The sequence below is a fragment of the Saliniramus sp. genome (genome assembly GCF_035311605.1).
Lineage (GTDB): Bacteria > Pseudomonadota > Alphaproteobacteria > Rhizobiales > Beijerinckiaceae > Saliniramus.
On sequence record NZ_DATGCW010000068.1, the window covers coordinates 1 to 16074 of the forward strand.

Annotated in this window: 16 protein-coding genes and 1 other RNA gene; 11 read left to right on the top strand and 6 right to left on the bottom strand. The window is 65.5% G+C overall.

From position 1 onward, the window contains the following. The 3 genes from VKP01_RS03285 to VKP01_RS03295 all read left to right on the top strand — a co-directional run. Positions 1-292, top strand: a 292-nt coding sequence (locus VKP01_RS03285) for a DUF697 domain-containing protein (protein ID WP_324410237.1), incomplete at its 5' end; no start/stop codon positions are given. A 216-nt stretch (positions 293-508) separates the two neighbouring features. After that, positions 509-2254, top strand: a complete 1746-nt coding sequence (flgK, locus tag VKP01_RS03290) for a flagellar hook-associated protein FlgK (protein WP_324410239.1) — start codon at positions 509-511, stop codon at positions 2252-2254. 13 nt (positions 2255-2267) lie between these two features. Continuing rightward, positions 2268-3647 (top strand): flagellin, encoded by a 1380-nt coding sequence (locus VKP01_RS03295; protein ID WP_324410241.1) that lies wholly within the window; start codon positions 2268-2270, stop codon positions 3645-3647. A 45-nt stretch (positions 3648-3692) separates the two neighbouring features. On the opposite strand, the gene rnpB is transcribed toward VKP01_RS03295, so the two are convergent. Continuing rightward, an RNA gene (rnpB, locus tag VKP01_RS03300) (RNase P RNA component class A) lies at positions 3693-4086 on the bottom strand. A gap of 254 nt (positions 4087-4340) precedes the next feature. Between rnpB and VKP01_RS03305 the strand changes: the two genes are divergently transcribed. Continuing rightward, a complete protein-coding gene (locus VKP01_RS03305) occupies positions 4341-4616 on the top strand; it encodes a YMGG-like glycine zipper-containing protein (protein WP_324410242.1) in 276 nt (91 codons plus the stop codon). A 100-nt stretch (positions 4617-4716) separates the two neighbouring features. Here the strand turns inward: VKP01_RS03305 and VKP01_RS03310 are convergent, their stop codons facing one another. The 5 genes from VKP01_RS03310 to VKP01_RS03330 form a co-directional block, all read right to left on the bottom strand. Next, positions 4717-5415: an ABC transporter ATP-binding protein gene (locus tag VKP01_RS03310; RefSeq protein WP_324410261.1), complete on the bottom strand. Its 699-nt coding sequence runs from the start codon at positions 5413-5415 to the stop codon at positions 4717-4719. Positions 5416-5432: 17 nt separating this feature from the next. After that, on the bottom strand, positions 5433-6179 hold the full coding sequence (locus VKP01_RS03315; protein WP_324410244.1) for an ABC transporter ATP-binding protein: 747 nt from the start codon (positions 6177-6179) through the stop codon (positions 5433-5435). Next, the gene (locus tag VKP01_RS03320; protein WP_324410246.1) at positions 6176-7192 is read right to left on the bottom strand and encodes a branched-chain amino acid ABC transporter permease; all 1017 of its coding nucleotides are present in this window, start codon (positions 7190-7192) and stop codon (positions 6176-6178) included. The genes VKP01_RS03315 and VKP01_RS03320 overlap by 4 nt, the downstream gene beginning before the upstream one ends. A gap of 8 nt (positions 7193-7200) precedes the next feature. Beyond that, entirely contained in the window at positions 7201-8121 is a 921-nt protein-coding gene (locus VKP01_RS03325; RefSeq protein WP_324410249.1) for a branched-chain amino acid ABC transporter permease, read from the bottom strand. Positions 8122-8246: 125 nt separating this feature from the next. Then, positions 8247-9416 carry an ABC transporter substrate-binding protein gene (locus VKP01_RS03330; RefSeq protein ID WP_324410251.1) on the bottom strand — a complete coding sequence of 390 codons (1170 nt, stop codon included), beginning with the start codon at positions 9414-9416 and terminating at the stop codon, positions 8247-8249. A 389-nt stretch (positions 9417-9805) separates the two neighbouring features. Here VKP01_RS03330 and VKP01_RS03335 point away from each other — a divergent pair, with 389 nt between their 5' ends. The 7 genes from VKP01_RS03335 to VKP01_RS03365 all read left to right on the top strand — a co-directional run. Beyond that, positions 9806-10558: an SDR family NAD(P)-dependent oxidoreductase gene (locus tag VKP01_RS03335; protein WP_324410253.1), complete on the top strand. Its 753-nt coding sequence runs from the start codon at positions 9806-9808 to the stop codon at positions 10556-10558. A 16-nt stretch (positions 10559-10574) separates the two neighbouring features. Next, on the top strand, positions 10575-11135 hold the full coding sequence (locus tag VKP01_RS03340) for a MarR family winged helix-turn-helix transcriptional regulator (RefSeq protein ID WP_414706504.1): 561 nt from the start codon (positions 10575-10577) through the stop codon (positions 11133-11135). Next, a complete protein-coding gene (locus VKP01_RS03345; protein ID WP_324410254.1) occupies positions 11132-11968 on the top strand; it encodes an enoyl-CoA hydratase family protein in 837 nt (278 codons plus the stop codon). The genes VKP01_RS03340 and VKP01_RS03345 overlap by 4 nt, the downstream gene beginning before the upstream one ends. Positions 11969-12162: 194 nt before the next feature. Beyond that, on the top strand, positions 12163-13326 hold the full coding sequence (locus tag VKP01_RS03350) for an acyl-CoA dehydrogenase family protein (RefSeq protein ID WP_324410255.1): 1164 nt from the start codon (positions 12163-12165) through the stop codon (positions 13324-13326). Positions 13327-13540: 214 nt separating this feature from the next. Beyond that, on the top strand, positions 13541-15175 hold the full coding sequence (locus tag VKP01_RS03355; RefSeq protein ID WP_324410257.1) for a benzoate-CoA ligase family protein: 1635 nt from the start codon (positions 13541-13543) through the stop codon (positions 15173-15175). Between the two features lie 31 nt (positions 15176-15206). Further along, entirely contained in the window at positions 15207-15632 is a 426-nt protein-coding gene (locus VKP01_RS03360; protein ID WP_324410265.1) for a RidA family protein, read from the top strand. An 85-nt stretch (positions 15633-15717) separates the two neighbouring features. Further along, positions 15718-16074, top strand: a 357-nt coding sequence (locus VKP01_RS03365; protein WP_324410259.1) for an SIMPL domain-containing protein, incomplete at its 3' end; no start/stop codon positions are given.

The window sequence follows — 16074 nt, forward strand, 5'->3', positions numbered from 1 at the left end:
TCTCGCCGTGACGGGCGGCGTCGCCATGGGCGACGACATGGTCCAGCAACTCGTCGGCCACGGCCTCGCCGCGCGGCTCTCGACCCGGCTCGGCGAGGGCGTGGTCAACGGGGCGATGACCGCCCGTTTCGGCCTCGCCGCCATTGCCGTATGCCGCCCGATGCCCTTCATCGGCGCCCGTGCGCCGCGCTTTTCCGATGTTGCCGGCGATCTGGTCGGTCGCGGCGGTGAGGCGCGCGAGCCTGCCCGGGAGAGCGGCCCGGATGACGCCGCGCCGAAGCCGCGCGACTGAGCGTTGCCGTTCATACTCGATTAACCCACCCGGCAGAATTTGCCGCCTGTAACGGGCCCGCCCGGCGATTCCTGCCGGGTCGAGCGGGTATGTCCTCAATCCATGCAAGGATTTCGCAAGCTTTCCAAGCTGGCATGAAGGTTGCCGGAAGAAATCCGGTTCTGCCCGATCCGGCAGCCGAAAATGGATCGGGCGAGCCCCCAGGAGGTATGGGCCATGTCGTTGATGTCGGCACTCAGTACGGCTGTTTCCGGTTTGCGCACGACGCAGACCGGCATGAATCTCGTTGCGCAGAACGTCGCCAATGCTGATTCCGCCGGATATACCCGCAAGACCATCCAGCCGGTGCAGACCCTGAACGGGCCGCGCGGTGCCGGTGTCCAGGCCGGGCCGGTCCAGCGCGTGATGGACGATCTGCTCGGCAAGCAATTGCGCACGGAGACATCCGGTGCCGGCTACGCCAAGACCCGCGCGGAATTCGCCTCGGCGCTCGATCGTCTGTTCGGTACGCCGGGCGAGGCTTCGTCGCTGGATTCCGCCGTCAACACCTTCAATGAAAAGCTTGGCGCGCTTGCCGACGACCCGTCGAGCTTCGCACTGCGCGCCGGTGTTCTCAGCACCGGTGAGACGCTCGCGGGTCGCATGGCGAGCGTGGCGACCGGGGTACAGGAGCTGCGCAGCCAGGCCGAAGGGCGCATTGATGCCGCCGTGACGCGGGCCAATGAGCTCCTGCAGGGTATCTCCGATACCAACAGTCAGATCATGGCCGAGAGCTTTCGCGGCGGATCGGCAGCTTTGGAAGACGAGCGCGACCGCATGATCAACGAGCTCTCCGGTCTCATGGGTATCGAGGTCCAGAAAGGCGACAACAGCGCGGTGATCATCCGCACACCCAGCGGCCAGACGCTGTTCGACGGGGTCAATCCCACAACACTGAGCTTCGACCGCCGCCCGGCGCTCGATTCCGGGCTCGCCTATGATCCCGTCAATTCCGGTGTCGGCGTGATCAGGGCCGAGACCGGCTCGGGTGCGCGCTTCGATCTGATCGCCGGCGGGGCCTTCCAGTCCGGCGAGATCGCTGCGGCGCTCGAAATGCGTGACGAGATCCTCCCGCAGGCCCAGCGCCAGCTCGACGAGATGGCCGCCGGCTTCGCCCGTGCCTTCAGTGATCGCCCGGCGGAGATCACCGGCAACACGATCGCTTTCGGTGCCGATTTCTCCGACGAGGCGGTGACAGTGGAGCTGATGAATGACGGCGCCTTCAACCGTTTGTCCATCCCCAACCCGGCCAGCGTCGCCGACCTTCAGACCGAATTCGTCGCTGCCGGCTTTACCGGTGTCACGGTCAATGATCTGGGCGGTGGCGATTGGGAGATCACCGGCTTGCCCGCAGGCGCCAATCTGCTCGGTGCGCGCTATACGGTCGAGGATACGCAGCGCGGTATCGGTGACGGCGTGCCCGAATTCCCCTTCTTCGTCGATCGCGGCAATGCGGGCAGCGCCTTTACCGGTGCGAATGATCAGCTGCAGGGTTTTGCACAGCGCATGGCTGTCAACGGCGCCGTCAAGGCCGATCCCGCGCTGCTGATCCGCATGGAGGCGGGAACACCTTCGGGGGACCAGACGCGTATTCAGGCCATCCGTGACAATCTCGAGGGCCAGCGACAGTCATTCGCGCCGCAAGCCGGAATCGGCGGCATGGCCACGCCCTACACCTCGAATGTGATGGATTTCTCGCGCAGGGTGGTCGAGACCCAGGGCGCCAACGCGCAGACGGCGCAACGCCTCAACGAAGGCCAGAGCGTCGCGCTCGCCGCGATCGAGAGCCGTTTCGGGGATGTTTCCGGGGTGAATATCGACGAGGAAATGTCGCAGCTCGTGCAATTGCAGACCGCCTATGGCGCCAATGCCCGTGTCCTCACCGCCGTGCGCGAGATGATGGACACGTTGATGCGCATGTGAGGAGTGACCGATCATGGCACTGACACCTTTCGCCCCCGGCGCCGTCGACAGCCGCCGCACTGCCGACATGTTCGTACAGATGCGCAAGCAGGGCGCCGATCTGGAGCGCCAGCTTACCACCGGTCGCCGTGCCGACAGTTATGGCGAACTCGGTATCAAGCGCGGGCAGGCGCTGGATCTGCGCGCCCGCGTTTCCGGGCTGGAATCCTGGCAGCAGGGCATCAAGAGCGCCGATACACGCCTCAAGATGATGTTGCAGAGTATCGAAGGGCTCGACAAGATCGCCAACGATACGAAAGCGATCTCCGCACTGCCCGCTTCCAGGGTCATCCCCGGGGCCAATCCCCAGGAGCAGATGCTGGCCCAGGCCAATCTCCAGGGCGCGATCGACTTTCTCAACGCGGAATTCGGGGGGCGCTCGCTCTTCGCCGGTCGGGCGCATGACGAGAAGCCGGTGGCGAATTACAATGCGATCATGCAGGGCGTGACCGCCGGGATTGCCACGCGCGCGACGGCTGACGATGTGGCCGGGACCGGCCATCTCGCCGTCAGCCGGGGAGGCGCGACGGTCACGATCGCCGATGGGGATCCTTCTGCCGGATTCACTCTTGCGGGAGCGTCTTCCAGCGGGGCCTCCGTCACAGCCGCCGATGGTCCGCCGTCAAGCTTCACCGTGAACCAGTCCCCCGCCGTCGGGGAGCGGATCAACCTGACTCTCGACCTGCCCGACGGCACCAGCCGGGAGGTCTCGCTGATTGCCGAGACCACCGCAGGGCCGGGACAGTTCGTCACCGGTGGCACGCCGGCCCAGGTTGCCCAGAATATCGAGAGCGCCATGCAGGATGCGCTCGAAAGCGAGGCCTCGACCGCGCTGACGGCGGCATCCGCGCTCCTCGCCTCGCAGGAGTATTTCAACAATCCCGCGAACTGGTATAACGGCTCGGATCCGGCGGATCCCGATCAGGCGCGTGGCACCGCGACCTTGCGCATCGACGAGACCCAGACGGTCGGAATCGGGTCGCAGGCCAATGAAGACGGTTTCCGGGAATTGCTCTCACAGCTTGCGGCGCTCTCCGCCACGGATTTCAGCGATGGCAGCACCCAGCGGCTCGAGGCGATGATGAGCCGCGTGCGCGACAACCTCACGCCCCAGGGCGGCGAGCAGAGCATTGCCCAGATCGGCATGGAACTCGGCGTTGCTGCCAGCACGATGTCGGAGGCCGCGGAGCGTCACAAGGCGACGCAGGTCATGGTGCAGAACGAACTCGGCGAGATCGAGGATACCAATACGGAAGAAACCGTGGCCAAGCTGCTGACTCTGCAGACGCGCCTGCAGGCGAGCTACCAGACGACCTCGCTGCTTTCACAGCTCTCGCTGGTGAACTTCCTGTAATTGCCTGAAGCCCGCCTCGCGCCGAGAGCCTTGGCGCGGATCGAACCGGTCAGCCGGCCTGTAAGCCGGGTTCTGTATGGCCCGCGGACCCGCAGGTCCGCGAACGTGGCGGCCATTCATCTGGGACGGTCGTTGCCGACCGCCTCCTGCAACCAACCCGGACGACGAGCCGGAAAGTGCTCCGCGACACGCCGGGGCGCGCCGCTTGTCGTCCCTATTCGGTTTTGCTCCCGGTGGGGTTTGCCGTGCCGTCCGCGTTACCGCGTCCGCGGTGCGCTCTTACCGCACCCTTTCACCCTTGCCATCGCGCGCGATGGCGGTCTGCTTTCTGTGGCACTTTCCCTGGGGTCACCCCCGCCGGACGTTATCCGGCACCGTCTTTCCATGGAGCCCGGACTTTCCTCCCCCGCAAGGCGGGAGCGGCCGCCCGGCCGACTGACCGGGTTGCGATGTGGAAGAGGGGATGAGCCCGCGTCAAGTGAAAACGGATGCGCAGGGCGAAATGCGCGAAGGGGTGGTGTCGCCGTTCGCGAATCAGGGCTTCCCATGACCCGCTTTGCATGGCAGGCTCGATAAGTGGAGTATGCGTGGGAACTTAACCAATACGACCGGGTTTCATCTCGGGCGAACTCACGCTACAAATGAGGTAGCCCAGAGGAGGCTGCGAACTCTTGAATGGTCAGGGATGGAGTCATGAAAAAAATCTTTGCTTTGGTAGCTGCTGCGGGCCTCGCGCTTTCGGTCGCAGCCTGTAATACCCCCGGCGAACGTGCAGCTGGTGGCGCCCTGATCGGTGGCGCCGGTGGCGCGGCGATCGGCGCAGCAGCCGGCGGCGGTCGCGGCGCCTTGATTGGCGGTGCCATCGGTGCGGCGAGTGGCGCCGTGGTCGGTGCGGCGACGACGCCGACGAATGACGGCTGCCCGACGGGTTACTATCTCGCCCGCGACGGTCTTTGCTATCCGCGCTGATGCGCGTCAGCCGATGCGGCCCGTTCAAACCCCCGCTTCTCGCGAAGCGGGGGTTTTCGTTTATGCGCCGGCAGTTTCAGGATATGGGGCCGTGTGAGGTTCACACGTTCAGAAAACGGTCCTTCACGCTGTCGTCGGCGGCGAGTTCCGCACTGGTCCCCGTCCAGGCGACGCGGCCCTTCTCGACGACGACATGCCGGTCGGCGAATGTTACCAGCGCGTCGACGTTCTTGTCGATGACGAGAATCGCCTGATGCTCGGCCTTGAGCCGCGTCAGCACGGCCCAGATCTCGCTGCGGATCAGCGGTGCGAGCCCCTCCGTCGCCTCGTCGAGCACGAGGAGCTTGGGATTGGTCATCAGCGCACGCCCGATCGCGAGCATCTGCTGCTCGCCGCCCGAGAGCTGCGAACCCAGATTGCGCCGCCGTTCGGCGAGGCGCGGGAAGAGATCGTAGACTTCGCCGAGCGTCCAGCGCGGCTTGCCGAAACGCGATGCCGCCGTGGCGATCAGATTTTCCTCGACCGTGAGCGTGGGGAAGATCTGGCGGCCCTCCGGCACCAGCCCGATGCCGCATTGCGCCACCTTGTAGGAGGGCAATCCGTGGATCGGCCTGCCCTCGAATCTGATCGTCCCGCCCTGCGGGCGTACCATGCCGAGGAGGGTGTTGACCGTCGTGGTCTTGCCCATGCCGTTGCGCCCCAGCAGGGTGACGACTTCGCCTGCGCCGATCGAAAAGCCGATATCGAAAAGAACCTGCGCCGGGCCGTAGGAGGCCTGGAGGCCGGAGACTTCGAGCATCGGAGAGCTTTTGAGCATCACGCCTCCTCCCCGAGATAGGCCTTGCGCACTTCCGGATCGGCGCGCACCTGATCCGGCGGCCCCGATGCGATGATGCGGCCATAGACCAGCACGCTCACCCGGTCGGCCAGCGCGAACACCGCTTCCATGTCGTGCTCGATCAGGAGGATCGTATATTGCACTTTAAGGCTCTCGAGCGTCGCCACGACGCGCTCGGATTCCTCGCGCCCGGTCCCCGCCAGCGGCTCGTCGAGGAGCAGCATTGTTGGCTGCGTGGCGAGCGCGACGGCGAGTTCGAGCTGGCGCTTTTCGCCATGCGAGAGTTCGCCCGCGGGAATATCGGCGCGCGCTGCCAGATCGACGATCGCCAGGGCTTCCATGGCGGGCATGGTGAGCGCTTGCTCGCGCGCGGGATCGCCGAAAAAGCTGAAACTCGTGCCCGTTCGTGCCTGTACGGCCATGGCGACGTTCTCCAGAGCGGTGAAGCCGGGCAGGATCGAGGTGATCTGGAATGATCGCGCCAGCCCGCGTGCCACGCGCTGGTGCATCGCGAGGGCGGTGACATCCTCACCCTCGAAGAGAATGCGTCCTTCATCGGAGGGAGCGATGCCGCTGATCTGGTGGATCAGCGTGGTCTTGCCGGCGCCGTTTGGGCCGATGACCGCATGCAACTCCCCGCGCGCGACGTCGAGCGAGACATCGTCGGTGACCTTCAGCGCACCGTAGGATTTGCGCAGGTTGCGCAATTGCAGGACCGGGCTCATTTCAGCCCCCATCTGCGCAGGAAGCCCATGATCCCCCCGCGTGCAAACAGCGCCACCAGCACGAGGACGGGCCCGAAGATCAGCTTCCAGTCCTGGGTGATGCGCGAGAGCATCTCCTCGAGAATGAGGAAGGCGGCGGCGCCGATGATGGCGCCGTGCAGCGTGCCCATCCCGCCCAGAACCACCATCACGATCAACTCGCCTGAGCGCTGCCATGTCATGAAGGCGGGTGCAATGAACTCGGTCTGATGCGCCAGCAGGAAGCCCGAGAGCCCGCAGATCGTCCCGGCGATGACATAGGCGGCGAGCTGGAAGCGATAGGGGTTGAAGCCGATGGCCGCCATGCGTACCGGATTCTCCTTCGCCCCGCGCAGCACCCGTCCGAAGCGCGAGCGCACGATGGCACGCAGGAGGAAATAGACCCCGAGCATGCAGGCGAAAATGAGATAATAGAGAAAATGCCGGTGCGCGAGCCAGTCCTGGCCGAAGATCTGCGGGGTGGTCCGCAAGGTCATCCCGTCATCGCCGCCATAGGCGGCCAGCGAGACGAAGAAGAAAAACGCCATCTGCCCGAAAGCCAGCGTGATCATGATGAAATATACGCCCTTCGTGCGCAGCGACAACGCGCCGGTCACTAATGCGAAAACGGCCGAGCCGCCGAGCGCGGCGGCAAGCTGGATGAAGAAGTCATCCACCGCATGCTGCATCAGGATGCCCGCGCCATAGGCGCCGATTCCGATGAAGGCGGCATGGCCGAAGGAGACCATGGCGCCGTAGCCGAGAATAAGATCGAGCGACATCGCGGCAATGGCGAAGATCATCACCCGCATTACCAGCGACAGGATATAGCCCTCCGCTCCGAATTGAGCGAAAGCGGGCAGGATGGCAAACAAGGCGAAGAGCAGGAACGGCACCGCCACATGCGCGAGCCGAAAACGCGCGACAGGGAGTGGCGTCGCCGATGCTGCGGGCGCGGTCTCGCTGGCCGGTTTTGCGGGGGCGGTCTGTTGCATGGGGAGCCTCACCGCCGGACCGGAAACAGCCCCGAGGGGCGGAAGATCAGGACCAGCGCCATCAGGATGTAGATCAGCATCGGCGCGATCGCCCGCCCCGTCTGGCTGGCGGCGCTGGGATCCATCACGAGGCGCAGGATGTCGCCGGCAAACCCCCGCCCGAGCGTATCGACGAGGCCGATCAGAAGCGCCGCGATGAAGGCGCCGCGAATCGAGCCGATGCCGCCGATCACGATTACCACGAAGGCGAGAATCAGCAGGTTGTCGCCCATCCCCGGCTCGACCGATAGAATCGGCGCCACCATCGCCCCGGCAAAGCCCGCGAGCATCGCGCCGAAACCGAACACCACCATGAACAGCCGGCGGATATCGATGCCCAGCGCCGAGACCATCCGCGCATTGGTGGCGCCGGCGCGCACCAGCATGCCGGCGCGGGTATAGCTCACGAGAAAATACAGCAGAGCCGCAACGCCAAGCCCCGCCCCGATGATCGCGAGGCGGTAGACCGGATAGAAGAAACCCTCGAAGATCTCGATCGAGCCCTGCAGCAATTCCGGCACCGGCACGTAGAGCGGGCTCGCCCCCCAGACCACCTTCACCCCCTGATTGAGAAAGAGGATGATGCCGAAAGTGGCGAGCACCTGCTCGAGATGGTCGCGGTCATAAAGGTGTCGAAAGACCAGTACTTCGAGGATCAGGCCGACGATCAGTGCAGCCGGCAGGGCAAGCAGCAAACCGAGTGTGAACGAGCCCGTCAGCGCCGTGAAGGTGAAGACGAAATAGGCGCCGATCATGTACTGGACGCCATGCGCGAGATTGATGAAATCCATCACGCCGAAGACGAGCGTCAGCCCGGCGGCGATAAGAAAAAGGATGATGCCCAGCTGCAGCCCGTTCAGGGTCTGCACGGCGATCAGCGTCGTATACATGGGGGTGACCCGTCACGCTCTCGGGGGAAGCCGGGCGCGTGCGTGGCAAATCATCGAAGCCACACGCATCCCGGCAAGACCGGCGACGGCTGGGCCCCAAGGCACAGCCGCCGCCCCGTTCGCGCTCACTCCATGGAGCAGAGCTCGGCATAGACGTCGCCGTAATTCTCGAAGACGGTCTCGACGTATTCCGTCTGGAACAGACCGTCCTCGCGCTCGTTCACCTGCGCCAGAATGAAGTTCTGGATCGGGTGCTGGTTGGTGTTGAAGGCGAATTCACCGCGCAACGAGGGGAAATCGGCGTTGCGCAGGGCTTCACGGACCGCCTCGAGATCGGAAAGATCCCCGTCGAGCGAGGCGATCGCCGCATCGAGCAGCATGGCCGTGTCATAGGCCTGCATGGCGTACATGGCCGGCACCCTTTCATAGGCTTCCTCGAAGGCCGCGACGAATTCCGCATTGCCGGGCGTGTCCATGTCCGGCGTCCAGGTGGCGCCGGAATACATGCCGAGCGCATCCGCCTGCTGCGCGGGCAGATTGGTCTCGTCCACGGTGAAGGCGGAGAGGAAGGGCACGCGGTCGGTCAGGCCGGCCTGTGAATATTGCCGCACCAGATTGATGCCCATGCCGCCGGGCATGAAGGTGAAAACGGCATCGGGCTGCATCGCCGAGATGCGCGCCAGCTCGCCCTGGAAATCCAGCTGGCCGAGCGGCACATAGACCTCGTCGACGACCTCGCCGGTAAAATGGCGCTTGAAGCCGGAGATGGAATCGCGACCCGCCTGGTAGTTCGGCGCCATCAGAAAGACGCGGCCATAATCGCGCTGCTCGGCCACCGCACCCATCACCTCGTGCACCTGATCGTTCTGGTAGGAGGTGTTGAAATAGTTCGGATGGCACTGCTCACCGGCCAGATCCGACGGGCCGGCATTGGAGCTGATCAGGATCCGGTCAGCCTCGACGATCGGGCGCTGGATCGCCTGCGCCACGTTCGAGAAGATCGGCCCGACGACGAAATGCACGTCGTCGCGTTCGATCAGGCCGCGTGCGCGGGTCACCGCGACATCGGGTTTCAGTTCGTCATCGACGACGATGATTTCGGCGTCGAGCCCGCCGAGCTGGCCGCCGAGCTGCTCCACCGCGAGCAGAAACCCGTCACGGGCCTGTTCGCCGAGCGCGGCGGGCGGCCCCGACAGTGTATACATCAGCCCGATGCGCACTTCATCGGCCTTGGCGGCGCCTGCCGCCATGCCGAGCGCGAGCGTCGCGCCGGCGAGCACTTTGATGGTCTTCATTCTCCCGATCTCCCAGTTATGCCGGTGGCGTCGTTGCGCCCCGTTCCCCTCAGTTTGACCGCTGCAAGCGCGTCGGAAAAGCCCCACGGCGTATTTTTGCCGGGATGATGCGCCTTTGCCCGCCGTCTGTCGCGGCTTAATCCTCTCTCGGCCCGCTTGTCGCGGGCACCCGATGGGCGGCGCTTCTTCTGCATTTTTTCCTGATCCGGCTTCGCCTTTGAAGAAGGCTTCCGACGCGGCTTGACGGCTCCCCTCGCAACCTGAATATTTGAAGCTTAAAACAAATCGGCGAAATCCCGCAAGAGGCTTTGCAGAGGGATTGCCGATCTTGCGCAAACGAGGGGATCGCGATGCAGGCCGAAACTGCGGCGCAGCAGAGGGAGCAGGCAATGAGCGTCCGGCACGTTCTGGTAACGGGCGGTGCGCGCGGCATCGGCCGCGCCATGTCCGGCGCCTTCCGTGAGCGGGGGATGCGCGTCAGCATTCTGGGCCGCGACCGTGTCGCCCTCGACGCGGCGCTCGCCGCCGGCGTGGCCGATTTCGCCATGAGCGCCGACGTCACCGACGAAGCCGCCATGGCGGAGGCGATCACCGCAGCGGGCGCGGCGGGGGGAGCGATCGATTGCCTTGTCGCCAATGCCGGTGCGGCCACGACGGCACCGTTTGCGCGCAGCGATGCCGCGCAGTTTCGCGCCATGACCGAGGTCAATCTGATCGGCCTGGTCAATGCAATCCACCCGGTCCTGCCGGGAATGACCGAACGCGGCTTCGGGCGGGTGATCGTCGTCGCCTCCACCGCCGCACTCAAGGGCTACGCCTATGTGAGCGCCTATTGCGCTGCCAAGCATGCCGCGCTCGGCCTGGTGCGGGCGCTGGCGCTGGAGACGGCGCGCAAGGGCGTCACCGTCAATGCGCTCTGCCCCGGCTTCACCGATACCGACATGGTCGCGAGCGGCATCGAGAAGGTGATGGCGAAGACCGGGCGCTCGCACGATGAAGCCCTCGCGGATTTCGTCAGGCACAATCCGCAGGGCCGCCTCGTCGATCCGCGCGAGGTGGCCGATGCCGCGCTCTGGCTCGCGGGGGATGGCGCCGGTGCGGTGACGGGACAGGCGATTGCGATCGCGGGAGGAGAAGCATGACGCGCGGAGTTTCACCATGAACCGCAATCCTGCACGGGCGGAGGCGCCCCCGGCGCTCGATTACGAGACGGGCGCGGCCATGGCGCCGGCGGAACATGCCGCAGAGCTGCGCCTGTGGCTGCGTCTGCTAACCTGCTCGACCATGATCGAGGGCGAGATTCGCCGGCGCCTGCGCGAGCGCTTCGACGTGACGCTGCCGCGTTTCGATCTGATGGCGCAGCTTGCCCGGGCGCCGCAGGGGCTTACCCTGTCGGAACTCTCCCAGCGCATGATGGTGTCGAACGGCAACGTCACCGGCCTCGTGGAGCGCCTTGTCGAATCGGGGCATCTGAGCCGGCGCAAGGCGGCGCATGACCGGCGCTCGCATCTGGTGGCGCTGACGCCGCAGGGCCGGGAGGCGTTTCGCGCCATGGCCGCCGAGCACGAGGCCTGGATCGCCGATTTCTTCGGCGATCTCGATGCAGGCGAGATCGACGGATTGATGGCGCTGCTCGGCAAGGCCAAGGCCTCGACCCGCCGCGCCGTCTCCGCCGGGATCGCACGGCCAGAAGAAGAAGACCGGGAGGACAATCGATGACCCGTTACGCCAATCCGGTGACCCTGCCGGTCGCGGGCTACAAGCCAGAGCATTTCCGCCTCTCCGTCGAGGTCGGCATCGCGACGGTGACCCTCGACCGGCCCGACAAGAAGAATCCGCTCACCTTCGACAGCTATCGCGAGCTCACCGATTTCTTCCATGCGCTGGGGCACGACGATTCGATCGGGGCCGTGATCGTCACCGGCGCCGGTGGCAATTTCTCTTCCGGCGGCGACGTGTTCGAGATCATCGGCCCGCTCACCCGGATGAACACCCGCGACCTCACCTCCTTCACCCGCATGACCGGCGAGTTGGTCAAGGCGATGCGCGCCGCGCCGCAGCCCGTCATTGCCGCCGTGGACGGCGTCTGCGCCGGGGCCGGGGCGATCATGGCGATGGCGAGCGACATCCGCCTTGCCGGCGAGAAGGCGAAGGTGGCCTTTCTGTTCAACAAGGTCGGTCTCGCCGGCTGCGACATGGGCGCCTGCGCCATCCTGCCGAGGATCATCGGCCAGGGGCGCGCCAGTGAATTGCTCTATACGGGCCGCTTCATGCGCGCCGAGGAAGGCGTTTCATGGGGCTTCTTCTCACGCATCGTCGTCGGCGACGCCCTGATGAAGGAAGCGACCGACCTCGCCGCCGAGATCGTCTCCGGCCCCAACTACGCCAACACCATGACCAAGCGCATGCTCGCCATGGAATGGGCCATGTCGGTCGAGGAAGCGATCGAGGCCGAGGCCGTCGCCCAGGCTCTGTGCATGACCACAAACGATTTCCGCCGCGCCTTCGAGGCCTTCGCCGAAAAGCGCCAGCCCAATTTCGAGGGGGATTGATATGGGGGTGCCCTCCATGAAGCGCGCGACCTTGATTCCCTCCCCTCAGGGGAGGAGTAGGGGTGGGGTGACAGCGATCCGCTTGAAGGATCAAACGCCACGCTCCATGCCGACGCCCCTTCGCGCGTTCGCGCGAAATCACCCCACCCTCGTTCCCTCCCCTGAGGGGAGGGAGGTAGCCCGGGGAAGTGCCCATGTCTGATCGCAGCTTCATCACGTGGCCGTTCTTCGAGCCGCGTCATGGCGAGCTGCTCGACCGGCTCGATGCCTGGGCGCAGGCCAAGGTCGCCCGACTCGTCGATCACCATGATATCGACGGCTCCTGCCGCAAGTTCGTCGCGGCTCTGGGCGAGGCGGGGTTTCTGGATATCGCCGCACCGCCTGCCGATCAGGGCTTCGACCTGCGCAGCCTGTGTCTGGCGCGCGAGCGGCTGGCCTATCATGCAGGGCTTGCCGATTTCGCCTTCGCCATGCAGGGGCTCGGGACCGGGCCGATCAGCCTGTTCGGCACGATGCAGCAAAAGGCGGACTACCTGCCCCCGGTGGCAGCTGGCAAGCGCATCGCCGCTTTCGCGATATCGGAGGCGGAAGCAGGCTCCGATGTGGCGGCTATGACCACCACCGCACGGGCCGACGGCAATGACGCCTATATCATCGACGGCGAGAAGACGTGGATCTCCAATGGCGGCATCGCGGATCATTACATGGTCTTCGCCCGCACCGGCGAGGCGCCTGGCGCGAAGGGCATATCCGCCTTCATCGTCGATGCCGATACGCCAGGCCTCGAGATCGCCGAGCGCCTCGACGTGATCGCCCCGCATCCGCTGGCGCGGATCCGGTTCGAAAATTGCCGCGTGCCGGTGAGCAGCCGCATCGGCGAGGCCGGGGGCGGGTTCAGGGTGGCGATGGGAACGCTCGACGTGTTCCGCGCCAGCGTCGGCGCGGCCGCACTCGGCATGGCGCGTCGCGCCCTCGACGAAGCGCTCGGGCGGGCGACCGGGCGGCATCTGTTCGGCGCGCCGATGAGCAATCTGCCGCTGACCCAGGCGGCGCTCGCCGAGATGGCCCTCGATGTCGATGCCGCCGCGCTGCTCGTCTACCGCGCCGCCTGGACCAGGGACCAGGGCGCGCCCCGTGTCACCCGCGAGGCTTCCATGGCCAAGCTCCACGCCACCGAATCGGCGCAGACAGTGATCGACAAGGCGGTCCAGATCTTCGGCGGCCTCGGTGTCACCTCCGGCGTCAAGGTCGAGGAATTGTACCGCGAGGTCCGGGCGCTGCGGATCTATGAAGGCGCCAGCGAGGTCCAGAAACTCGTCATCGCCCGCGAGACCTTGAAAGCTGCGGGAGGTGGATGATGGGTGATGCAGGGCAATCTCCCCTCTCCCTCCGTGGAGAGGGGCAGGGGGTGAGGGGCCTTCATGAAGGGTATTGCGTGCGCCAGGCAGGCGTTGTGGTTCCAACCCTCACCCCTGTCCCCTCTCCACAAGGGAGAGGGGAACGCCGGCATGATCCGGACGTGAAACCGGCATTCCACCCCCACACACACGCAAATCACCAGGAGATCGCGCCATGACCCACTCTGCGCATCGTGACGGTTTTGCGCAAGACCACCTGCCGCCGCGCGAGGAATGGCCGGACTTCATCTTCACGCGGCCCGAGCTCGCCTATCCCGAGCGGCTCAACTGTATCGATGCCTTCCTCGACAGCCATATTCGCGCCGGGCGCGGGGACAGGCCCTGCCTGATTACGCCGCAGGCGCAATGGAGCTACAGCGATCTGCATGAAAAGGTAAATCGCATCGCCAATGTGCTGGTGAACCGGCTCGGTCTGGTGCCTGGCGAGCGTGTGCTGTTGCGCTCGGCCAACAATGCGATGATGGTCGCGGTTTATTTCGCGGTGATCAAGGCAGGCGGCATCGTGGTCGCGACGATGCCGATGCTGCGTGCCCGCGAGATCGCCTATCCGCTGGAAAAGGCGCGCATCGCCATCGCCCTGTGCGATGCCAGGCTGCGCGAGGAAATGGACAAGGCCGCCGCTCTGGCTGCCGCCGGCGTGCCGCATCTGCGGCATTGCATCTGTTGGGGCAGTGACGGCGATGACGGGCTCGAAGCCATGATGGCGGGCGAGAGCCCGGAATTCGAGGCCTGTGATACGGCCGCCGACGACGTCTGCCTGATCGCCTTCACTTCGGGTACGACGGGCGTGCCCAAGGGCACGATGCATGTCCACCGTGACATGCTCGCCATCTGCGATGCCTATGCCCGCAACGTCCTGCGCGCGACGCCGGATGACCGCTTCATCGGCTCACCGCCGCTGGCCTTCACCTTCGGTCTGGGCGGGATCGTGCTGTTTCCGCTGCATATCGGCGCCTCGGCGGTGCTGCTCGAGAAAGCCGGGCCGAACGAGCTGGCGCCGGCGATCGAGACATACCGCGCGAGCGTCTGCTTCACCGCGCCCACTGCCTACCGCGCCATGCTCGACAAACGCGACGCACATGATCTGTCGAGCCTGCGCAAATGCGTCTCCGCTGGCGAGCCGTTGCCGAAGGCGACCTTCGATGCGTGGAAGGCGGCAACCGGGATCAGCCTGATGGACGGGATCGGTGCGACCGAGATGCTGCATATCTTCATCGCCGCGCGCGAAGACGAAATCCGTCCCGGCGCCACCGGCAAACCCGTTCCCGGCTATGAGGCCAAGGTGATCGGGCCTGATGGCGCCGATCTGCCACCCGGTACGGTCGGGCGTCTCGCCGTGCGCGGCCCGACAGGCTGCCGCTATCTCGACGATACGCGCCAGGCGCAATATGTCATCAATGGATGGAACGTCACCGGCGATTCCTATCTGATCGATGAAGACGGGTATTTCTGGTATCAGGCGCGCAACGACGACATGATCGTCTCCTCCGGCTACAACATCGCCGGCCCCGAGGTCGAGGCGGCGCTTCTGACCCATGAGGCGGTGGCGGAGACGGGCGTGGTCGGCGCTCCAGACGAAGAGCGCGGCATGGTGGTCAGGGCCTATATCGTGCTGCGCGCGGGCTGGGAGCCGGGCCCGGAGCTGGCGAAGGCATTGCAGGAACACGTCAAGGCCGAGATCGCGCCGTATAAATATCCGCGCCGAATCGATTTCGTCGAGGCCTTGCCCAAGACCCAGACCGGCAAACTGCAACGCTTCGCCTTGCGCGAAATGGCGCGCGAAGCGTAACGAGAAAAGACGAGGGAGAGAGACCGTGGGGATGCGTGAGGATCTGATCGCCGCCTGTGCCGAGCGCCCGCAGGTGCTCCAGCCGGCGGATTGGCCCGTGCCGCGCGGCTATGCCAACGGCATGATGGCGCAGGGCAGGCTCATCGTGACGGGCGGGGTCGTGGGCTGGAACGCGCAAGGCACCTTTGCCGACGGCTTCATCCCGCAAGTGTGTCAGACGCTGGAGAATATCGTGGCGATCCTCGCCGAGGGTGATGCGGGGCCGCAGCATCTGGTGCGGCTGACCTGGTATGTTACCGATCTCGGAGCCTACAAATCCGGCCTGCGCGATCTCGGACGCGCCTATCGCGACGTCATCGGCGCGCATTACCCGGCCATGGCGCTGGTTCAGGTCGCCGGCCTCGTCGAGGATGAAGCCCTCGTCGAGATCGAGGCGACGGCGGTGGTGGGCGCGTGAGGTGCCGCGCTGATGCCGCAATCTGCGCCCCAAATGCGGCTTCGTCCTTGCCGGATTCCGCTTGAAGCAACGAGGATCACCCCCCATGACCAGCCGCATCGCCCTGCAACGCAGTGATTTCCGCAGCCGCTGTATCGCCATGCCAGCGCCGCAGCCACGCACCCGGCTGATTCGCGAAGCTCTTGCCATTGCGGCGATCCTCCTCGCCCTCCTGATGCTCGCCGCGCCGGTGCGTGCGAGCGAGACGACGGATGCGGGGCGTATCGTGGTGAGCGGTTCCGGCACGGTCGAGCGCGCGCCCGATTACGCGAATATCCACGTCTCCGTGATGACGCGGGCGGAAACGGTCGTCGAGGCTGTCGATACCAACAATGACGCGGTGGAGGCGGCGCTGGCGCGGCTCGAAGCGCGCGGGATTGCGCGCGACGATATCGAGACTTCG

Excerpts from the sequence above, each read along its gene's own strand:
- flgK (WP_324410239.1), top strand. The coding sequence starts at position 509 with ATGTCGTTGATGTCGGCACTCAGTACGGCTGTTTCCGGTTTGCGCACG.
- VKP01_RS03315 (WP_324410244.1), bottom strand. The coding sequence starts at position 6,179 with ATGAGCCCGGTCCTGCAATTGCGCAACCTGCGCAAATCCTACGGTGCG.
- VKP01_RS03335 (WP_324410253.1), top strand. The coding sequence starts at position 9,806 with ATGAGCGTCCGGCACGTTCTGGTAACGGGCGGTGCGCGCGGCATCGGC.
- VKP01_RS03295 (WP_324410241.1), top strand. The coding sequence starts at position 2,268 with ATGGCACTGACACCTTTCGCCCCCGGCGCCGTCGACAGCCGCCGCACT.
- VKP01_RS03310 (WP_324410261.1), bottom strand. The coding sequence starts at position 5,415 with ATGCTCGAAGTCTCCGGCCTCCAGGCCTCCTACGGCCCGGCGCAGGTT.
- VKP01_RS03350 (WP_324410255.1), top strand. The coding sequence starts at position 12,163 with ATGTCTGATCGCAGCTTCATCACGTGGCCGTTCTTCGAGCCGCGTCAT.
- VKP01_RS03305 (WP_324410242.1), top strand. The coding sequence starts at position 4,341 with ATGAAAAAAATCTTTGCTTTGGTAGCTGCTGCGGGCCTCGCGCTTTCG.
- VKP01_RS03360 (WP_324410265.1), top strand. The coding sequence starts at position 15,207 with ATGCGTGAGGATCTGATCGCCGCCTGTGCCGAGCGCCCGCAGGTGCTC.
- VKP01_RS03325 (WP_324410249.1), bottom strand. The coding sequence starts at position 8,121 with ATGTATACGACGCTGATCGCCGTGCAGACCCTGAACGGGCTGCAGCTG.
- VKP01_RS03330 (WP_324410251.1), bottom strand. The coding sequence starts at position 9,416 with ATGAAGACCATCAAAGTGCTCGCCGGCGCGACGCTCGCGCTCGGCATG.
- VKP01_RS03320 (WP_324410246.1), bottom strand. The coding sequence starts at position 7,192 with ATGCAACAGACCGCCCCCGCAAAACCGGCCAGCGAGACCGCGCCCGCA.
- VKP01_RS03355 (WP_324410257.1), top strand. The coding sequence starts at position 13,541 with ATGACCCACTCTGCGCATCGTGACGGTTTTGCGCAAGACCACCTGCCG.
- VKP01_RS03345 (WP_324410254.1), top strand. The coding sequence starts at position 11,132 with ATGACCCGTTACGCCAATCCGGTGACCCTGCCGGTCGCGGGCTACAAG.
- VKP01_RS03340 (WP_414706504.1), top strand. The coding sequence starts at position 10,575 with ATGAACCGCAATCCTGCACGGGCGGAGGCGCCCCCGGCGCTCGATTAC.